Origin of the sequence: Gemmobacter lanyuensis, from assembly GCF_014652355.1 — a bacterium.
GTDB classification, from domain to species: Bacteria; Pseudomonadota; Alphaproteobacteria; order Rhodobacterales; family Rhodobacteraceae; genus Gemmobacter; species Gemmobacter lanyuensis.
Genome location: NZ_BMYQ01000030.1, coordinates 1 through 6,460, shown reverse-complemented (window position 1 = coordinate 6,460; position 6,460 = coordinate 1). Strand labels below are relative to the sequence as shown.

Below are 6,460 nucleotides of genomic sequence, written 5' to 3'. Positions count from 1 at the left end.
CTGAAACGCCGACACCCGAAAAACCAAAAAACAGGGAATAACTGTCGAAGTCCGGGAAGCCGGACATGCCGTCGTCAAGCCGCGCTAAATAGCGCGGATACGCAGACAAGGCTGCGTATGGGATGAGGATGGACCGATGACTGCTCACCGAGCCGATCCAAACTCTTTAGCGTGAATGGGATAGCAGCAGATGCGGGCCGAAGCCCCAAGTCATGCGCACCAGATGTCCGGACCAGCTGAACACCGAAGTATAATTATATCTCTCCGCTTTTGCGCATGTTGCACCTCCGTTATTTTACTAATTTACGCCATCTCCCCCACAATGTCAATGCAATTATAAAATATTTTATTGACATTCCGATTTTTGACAAAACCCTGCCAGACCCCCGCGCGAATCGAACCGTCATCCGGCACCAAGGCGCGGGGCATGGTGGGACTGGAGCACCTTGGGGTCCGTCGCCCCACGGCGGATCGCATAAACAAGCGATCCGGAACGCCAGAACTCCTCGATTGACCAGCCCTGCGCCACGAGCGCCGCCGCCGCCGCGCGCGTCGCTCCCAAACGCTTGCGTTGCGCCGCAGCGCTCCCTTCCTCACCGTAGAGCGCGACGCTGAGTTTCTCGACGCCACATTTCCACTGCTGATGCGCGGTTTCACGGACCCGATTGCTCAGAAGGGCATGCAACACCCGCCCTGCTCCTGTGTTGATACGACGATAGGTCACCAGACAAACGTGTACGTAGTGACCGCCGAGGCTACGCAGCACAGATCTGCTCAGATGGGGGCAGAGCGCGATCTTTAGCAGCGTCTTGTTCTCGTTCTCGACGAAGGCGAGCAACTGGGCCGCCTCGACCAGCGCTCCAGTCGACTTGTTGGAAACCGAAACCCGGACGTCTGCCAGCGCCATAAGTCGCGCGCGCACGAGGGTTCTCATACTGCCCGCATTTCCAGTGCAGCCCATCTCGCGCATCAGTTCCGTCAAACTTCCCGTCCAGCTTGCCGTCGGGCGTCCAGAAGCCGCGCCCTCGCAGCGCATTTTCTGCCAAAGAGCAGCGGGCCTTGCCACCCCTTCGAGCATCGGCGCGTTTGCCTGCCCAGCCAGGCTGCAGAGCGTCAGCAGAAGCGTCAGCGCGACATGATCAAGCGCGAGGGGCGCATGGAGCTCAAAGCTTGTGTTCAGATAATCCGCCCGACCCACGACGGGTTTTCCGGACCCACGCGGCCGAAAGAGACCGCTGCCGAGCAGCACGGGATCAACATGTGCATAACGGCTCCGGAGAAGTTCATGACCAGTTATCATCATGCCTCTCCACCACAGAAAGCGATGGGCCCCCTGCCCTTCCGTGTTCGTCTCGCGGCGTGGCGCCCCAGAGGAGCCCGCTTGCATCACGCGTTAAAAATGCAGGGGCCAGAGGCGCGCCATAATTCACCTTTGCGAGCGCCAAGACCACCCGCGCCGCCGCCCCGGCATTGTTCCGCGATTCAGACGGTTCCGAATCCGCATGCGAGAGATTCACTTGCCAGCGGCAATTGTCAGTGATCGCTGACGAGCCCCGAGCTGCATATTGCGCCGATCCGTTTCCAGACTGCATTGATGCTTTATTGGCGTGATGCACAAGCACTGCGGCGCAGCCGACATCGGCGCAGAGCCGCTCGACGATATTGATAACCTGACTTACATCGCCTGCGCTGTTCTCGCTCGCACCGTTGAGGCAGCGGTTCAGCGTATCAAATACGACCAATCGTGGGGGCACCGGTAGCTTCCGGATTTCGTCGCAGAGAGCTTCGAACATGCCCGACTCCGCGAGCCCGTTCTCTCGGCGCTCGATAAGAGAGAACCCCTTCCCATAGTACGGCAAAATGATCAAATCGCGGTCAAGGCGTTCCAGATCCTGATCGTCGATGCTGCGACATGCGTTGTGAAGTCGATCTTTGACAATGCTCGCCGCATCTTCCACCATGGCGAGAATGACCGGGCCGGACTTGATCCCGCAGGCCGCGCCGTCCGACCAAATCCCATAAACATCCCGTCCCAATGCGATCGAAATGGCCGTCTGAAGCATCAACATGCTCTTCCCGACCCCGCCCGGTGCGACGACAACTCCGAGGCTTCCGGCGACCAGCCCCGGGAGCACGAAATCTACCGGGTCTGGTTTGCTCCGTACCGCTTCGGCCACTGGCACACGATATGTAAACACGACATGTTTATCTCCTTCGGCGAGACGTCTCCTATTTCCTTTTACCATCCTATTTACTCCATGGATAAATCAAATATAGCACAACAAGGTTAAAGCCACGTTAATCTTCGTGAATGTTCCCGACATGCCGGAGGAAATATTCCGCCGTGGTCTTGATACAAATACATCGTGGGTGCACTTGGGCTTGCTCATCTTCGGGGAGCCAAACTGCAGAGCCATAACGATGAAGTCCAAACGCAAACGTCCCGCGCGAGCGATCTGTGTGAGAAGGGGCGAGCCAAGGCTCGGTTGAGTAAGTTTCATTTTTCAATTTCCTTTTAGCAATTTATATTTAATATGGTCGAGTTAAAACGGCGTTAAGGTTTTTAAAATTCGAGAAAATGCGGAAATTATCTTCCTTGTGCGGCACCCAGCGGGGTCGCAAAATAAATCACCCTCAGGGCCGGGCCCGATTGATCGGGCCAGCTTGATCGCGCGCTATACCGATCGCTTGGGGTCACCCCAGCGGTCTCGTTTTATGCTTTTCTTTGGCCCGGAGGGCGCTTACAGACTAATTTTCCATTTTCGTTAACCTCTTCAATATGTTGAGTATACAACAAGAAGGTTAAAGCCGCGTTAAGGGCTATTAACGCAGAAATTGCCGCCATCGAGTTCCTCACGGCTGCAGGCGATGCTGTCCCTGAGCGTGGTGTAGGTTCTGGTTGAGGTGGTCACCGGCGGTTTCCGGTTAGGGTCTGGTTGCTGACACCAACCTGGACCGGAGATTCCACCGATGACCACCGACATGATGAACCTGCGCGACCTCGTCGAGAAGACCCCTGATGCGGACCTTCTGCGCGAGATGATTGGCTTTGTAGCCGAGCGCCTGATGGAATTGGAGGTCGGCGCTGCAACGGGCGCGGCCTATGGCGAGAAAGACCCCGCGCGTCGTGCGCAGCGGAACGGATACCGCGACCGTGACTGGGAGACGCGCGCCGGGACGGTCGAACTGCGCATCCCGAAGCTCAGAAAGGGCAGCTACTTTCCGGGCTTTCTCGAACCCCGGCGCATGGCGGAGAAGGCCCTGACGGCCGTGATCCAAGAAGCCTATGTCCAAGGCATCTCGACGCGGTCCGTGGATGATCTGGTCAAGGCCATGGGCATGTCGGGCATCTCCAAGAGCCAGGTCTCGCGTCTTTGCGAAGAGATCGACGGCAAGGTGAAGGCGTTCTTGAACCGCCCCCTCGAAGGTGACTGGCCCTATCTCTGGATCGACGCGACCTACCTCAAGGTCCGGCGCGGAGGGCGGATCGTGTCAGTCGCCGTGATCATCGCCATCGGCGTCAATACGGACGGACGGCGCGAGGTTCTGGGCCTGGAAATCGGCACGTCCGAGGCCGAGCCGATCTGGACCGAGTTCTTGCGCAAGCTGACGCGGCGCGGCCTGCGGGGCGTGAAGCTGGTGATCTCGGACGCGCACGAGGGCATCAAGGCTGCCGTCTCGAAGGTTCTCTGCGCCACTTGGCAGCGGTGCCGGGTTCACTTCCAGCGCAACGCCCTTGCCCATGCCGGGAAAAGCGGGAGGCGGGTCGTCTCGGCCTTCATCGCCACCGCCTTCGCCCAGGACACGGCCGAGGCCGCCAGCACCCAGTGGCGCGCAGTGGCCGACCAGATCCGGCCCAAAGTGCCGAAGCTGGCCACGCTGATGGATGACGCCGAGCACGACGTGCTGGCCTACATGTCCTTCCCCAAGGAGCACCGGGCCAAGCTGCATTCGACCAACCCGATCGAACGGCTGAACGGCGAGATCAAGCGCCGCACGGATGTCGTGGGCATCTTCCCCAACGACGAGGCCATCATCCGCCTCGTCGGGGCATTGCTGCTGGAACAGAATGACGAATGGGCCGTCCAGCGCGCCAGATACATGACGCTGGAAACCATCGCACCGATGGGCGATGATGCCGTCATCAGCCTGCCCGCCGCGGCATCCTGATCAAGCAGGCCCGCGCCGAGCATCACGGTGACGATCAGCGCCAGCTACACCACGCCGTGGGACGGCATCCTGCAGGCGGAAATCGGGTGGGCGTCACGCGGGTTGCGATCAGCGTCATTCCTGTCGCAGATCACGTCACGCAGGTTTGCAGCATCAAATTAAGTTATTGAATTATAATTATAAATATGCCAAAGTGTCGGCATACTAATAGATACTATCAATTCACCACATCCCGTATGACGCCCCCCCACCGAGCGTGGTTTGCTGCATTGGACCTGCGCTGCTTCTGTTTGTGTTTCGGCCCTTTAATTGCGGGTCCTCGTCAAGCCTGTTTGTCCGTGCCGGGGTTATGGTCCTTTTTCGAGGTCATGGCCTCATGTTGATGTTCGGGTCGGGTGCATCAACGTGTGCAACGACGGTCCAAGGAGCGTCAGCCGAAACAGCGAGGTCACCGCAACCACCGTCCCGGCGGGACATCACAGGTCTGAGTTCAGGCCTGCAATCTTGGGGTTGGGACTGTGTCGATCACGCTGCCATTTCTTTTCCCCATTCAAACGATGTGCGATCGACCCAGATGCAGTGAAGGATTACCGCCAGTTTTCGCGCCACCGCGCCTGCGCCTTTTTCATGCCGTTTCGCTTGGCCAGTCGAAGCCCCCACGCCTTCAGCGCACACCAGCGTTTGGTTCGATGGAGCAAAACGCTGGCGGCTTCGAAAAGGGTAAGCACCCGGTTGTGGCCGCCTTCTGATGCTGCCGGTTTCAGGCTAACCACCTGTCGTTATTGACGTCGTTAGTTCGCCCTGAACAAAGCCTTCACACCGGTTCTGCGGGCACATAGCGTTGGTGCTGTGGGATTTTCGGGGTGGATAGCACGGCGATAATCCAAGCAAGCCAAGTCCTGAGGTGCGCCAGGATCTTGCGGATGTTGTGCCCACAGGCGCAGAGGACGGCAAAGAGGGCATCACCAAGCTGCGCCCGAGGAAGAAGTCCTGGCCCACGTAGCGGAAGGGCCGCTCGACCTTGCCTTTCGTCTTGGCGCGATAGGGCTGACACGCCCGCGGGGCGGACCCGTAATGCGCCAGCAGCGCCACCAGGGACTCGTTATAAGTTACAACACCCGCGGCATCTTCACCGATGACGGCCGTCTTCAGGCGTTCGGCCGTGGCCAGGCGCAGCTCCTCGATCCGGCAGCCGGTTTTCAGCGTCCGGAAGAAAGTCTCGATTTTCCAGCGCAGCGCGTACCATTCGAGCTTGTGTACGGCCTCCACGTGGGTCGCCACCGGCAGGTTCGTGATCAGCTTCCAGTGGACAGGCGCCCAGTCCTGCGGCGGGTCGAGTTCCTCGGCATGGATGATCTGGAGCTCCTGGTGCCGGTATTGCCGCTGCTTTCCGATCGGCGGGCGGACCGTCATCGTGGCATGCCGGACCGTCAGCACGGCGCAATGGTCCTTGCCCTGCGCGTCCCGGAACCGCACCTCGTGGGTGCCGCTCGCCTGCACCTGTGCCATGACTTTGGCGATGGTCGTGCCGCCATCCTCCGCCAGACGATCGACGCAGCTCCGAACGAGGAAGCCGGTCCCGAGTTCCTCGGCCAGGCAGTAGAGCTCGTAGATGTCACTCTCGCGGTCACCGACATGAACGCAGCGCTCCGGCGCACCCGTCAACTCGGTCGACAGGCGCAGATTGTCAAGCCAGCGCATGCTTTCCTTCTGCTCGATGGGCACGCGGGTCGGGTTGATCTTGCGCTTGAGCGCAGCGGTGCCCTTGAATGCGGCGCGGGACCAGAACTTGGCTGCCGTCAGCCCGAGCGGCAACCCGTCCGGCGTGATCGCAAGGCTGGCATGCATCTGGAACCCGCAGACGACGTGCTTCCTGCGGCGGCCGTCCTTCAGCTTGTGCCCGGTCGAGATATGGGTGAAGCCGATTTTCTCCGGGGCCGCGCGCTTGAAGTTGAATTCCGTGGTATCCTGCAGGATCAGCACGGGACCGCCTGTTGCCCGAATGCGCAGCGCGGAGGCCGCGAAATGCCCCTCGAGGATCTTGTCTTCGCTGACCGTCCCGTTGGAAAAGAACCGGTAGGCCGCCTTGGTGTTCGACCAGTCCTGAAACGCCGTCGGCAGCGATTTCCCCGGCCGCTCCCCAAGCGCCTCAAGCATGGCACCGAGCCGCCGGTTCAGAGTAAGCGGCAAGGAGACCCCATGGGTTAGCGGCGCGGCTGGTCTGGGATAGGCTGTTGGCGTTGGTCTGACGCCGAGGTTCCATGTCTACGACTAGTTCTACGCCTATGCC

Annotated in this window: 3 protein-coding genes and 3 pseudogenes; 1 reads left to right on the top strand and 5 read right to left on the bottom strand. The window is 59.8% G+C overall.

Annotated elements, in window-relative coordinates; all coding sequences use genetic code 11:
- Positions 1-403 precede the first annotated feature (403 nt).
- A complete protein-coding gene (repC, locus tag IE101_RS19460; RefSeq protein WP_189635499.1) occupies positions 404-1,249 on the bottom strand; it encodes a replication protein C, IncQ-type in 846 nt (281 codons plus the stop codon).
- A 34-nt stretch (positions 1,250-1,283) separates the two neighbouring features.
- Positions 1,284-2,246: an AAA family ATPase gene (locus IE101_RS19455; protein ID WP_189635498.1), complete on the bottom strand. Its 963-nt coding sequence runs from the start codon at positions 2,244-2,246 to the stop codon at positions 1,284-1,286.
- Positions 2,247-2,970: 724 nt separating this feature from the next.
- Here IE101_RS19455 and IE101_RS19450 point away from each other — a divergent pair.
- Complete coding sequence (locus tag IE101_RS19450) at positions 2,971-4,170, top strand: IS256 family transposase (protein ID WP_189635497.1); 1,200 nt, start codon at positions 2,971-2,973, stop codon at positions 4,168-4,170.
- Between the two features lie 525 nt (positions 4,171-4,695).
- Here IE101_RS19450 and IE101_RS19920 read toward each other — a convergent pair.
- From IE101_RS19920 to IE101_RS19435, 3 pseudogenes are all read right to left on the bottom strand, one after another.
- Positions 4,696-4,889 (bottom strand): annotated as a pseudogene (locus IE101_RS19920) (IS110 family transposase); the annotation flags it as partial.
- Between the two features lie 250 nt (positions 4,890-5,139).
- A pseudogene (locus tag IE101_RS20095) lies at positions 5,140-5,328 on the bottom strand (IS21 family transposase); the annotation flags it as partial.
- Positions 5,329-5,364: 36 nt separating this feature from the next.
- Positions 5,365-6,327, bottom strand: a pseudogene (locus IE101_RS19435) (IS4 family transposase); the annotation flags it as partial.
- Positions 6,328-6,460: the final 133 nt, after the last annotated feature.

Bases quoted from the DNA above. Each gene is read 5' to 3' on its own strand.
- IE101_RS19455 (WP_189635498.1), bottom strand. From the start codon at position 2,246: ATGGTAAAAGGAAATAGGAGACGTCTCGCCGAAGGAGATAAACATGTC.
- IE101_RS19450 (WP_189635497.1), top strand. From the start codon at position 2,971: ATGACCACCGACATGATGAACCTGCGCGACCTCGTCGAGAAGACCCCT.